2 protein-coding genes are annotated in these 1,050 nt (G+C 34.1%); both read left to right on the top strand.

From position 1 onward, the window contains the following. Nucleotides 1-212: 212 nt before the first annotated feature. On the top strand, nt 213-563 hold the full coding sequence (locus ACFIKX_RS03385; RefSeq protein ID WP_375618707.1) for an HNH/ENDO VII family nuclease: 351 nt from the start codon (nt 213-215) through the stop codon (nt 561-563). A 270-nt stretch (nt 564-833) separates the two neighbouring features. Beyond that, the coding region (locus tag ACFIKX_RS03380; RefSeq protein ID WP_375661209.1) for an SMI1/KNR4 family protein at nt 834-1,050 on the top strand (217 nt) is incomplete at its 3' end.

Raw genomic sequence — 1,050 nt, 5'->3', positions numbered from 1 at the left:
CCACCTTGAACGTGCATTAGCTTTAGCCAAAGAAGTAGCAAAGGTGAAGCAAGTGAGCTACGCTTTGATTGAACGGGTAGCAAAAGATTTTGATGATCACTCAGAGCTTTCTAGCGAGGAATAACCTCGCTCTTGGAAGGAGAGTTTATTTAAGTCTATTTAGAATAAAGAATAAATTGATTATTTTGAAAAAATTGAGGGGATTATGAATCATGAAATGGATAAAGAAAAAAAGTATGGGGGCAGCTGAGCCGGTGGAATTTAAAAGTCAAAAAGTTTATCAGGAAGATGAACTGTTTGAGCCCGAAACAGTTTCTTCTTGGAAAGAAGAAGGACAGATAGTAACGGGTACAAATGTGGAAAGAATGGTATCAGGAAGAGCACCTATTGGAGTCGATTTTAGACCTATTATGTTACATCCTGTGACACAAGAACAAGATAGTCCTCTCGTTGAGGTTCTCTACTCATTTTATCAAGGCAGGAGTTTGGTTGCTCCTATGAATCCAAAGACAAATTTTATCAGAAAAGTTATTTGTTGGATTTCAAAAAAAATTCCTAAGTAGGAAAAAAGAAAGAGTAATTATTGCAAATATTGAAATAATATCCCTAAAAGGCGCTCTCTAAACTTTAATGATCACCTCCTTTAATTCCATCATATATTGTAAATGCGAGATGATTGTACAGAGACAGATGAGAAAAGAGCTCCGTCAAGAACATATCTCTTATGATTTTATCAATCTCATCTCAATTCCATTGGCTAGAGTAGAAAAAGATTGATCATTAGAAACACTCATTATGAGTAAAAACACGCTGTGACTTATGGAGAAAAATTTATGAAAAGTTATACTTTATCAGATGTTGCACAATATGTTGATATGCATAGTCATGTTATTAATTTTGGTACTCAAGATAATGCACCTGATGATGTACGGATTAAAACAGCTGAGAACACTCTTGGTTTACAATTTACCTCTTCCTATAAGAATTTTTTAAAAAATTATGGAGGAGGAGAAATTGGAGGTGAAGAAATATTCAGTATTTATGAAATCT

This window comes from Bartonella sp. CM86QHHN, assembly GCF_042194695.1.
Taxonomy (GTDB): domain Bacteria; phylum Pseudomonadota; class Alphaproteobacteria; order Rhizobiales; family Rhizobiaceae; genus Bartonella.
Note: the sequence above shows the minus strand (reverse complement) of the source record. Positions and strands in the feature narration are given on the sequence as shown.

What these genes read in the sequence shown, in the direction of transcription:
- ACFIKX_RS03385 (WP_375618707.1), top strand. Translation starts at nt 213, where the DNA reads ATGAAATGGATAAAGAAAAAAAGTATGGGGGCAGCTGAGCCGGTGGAA.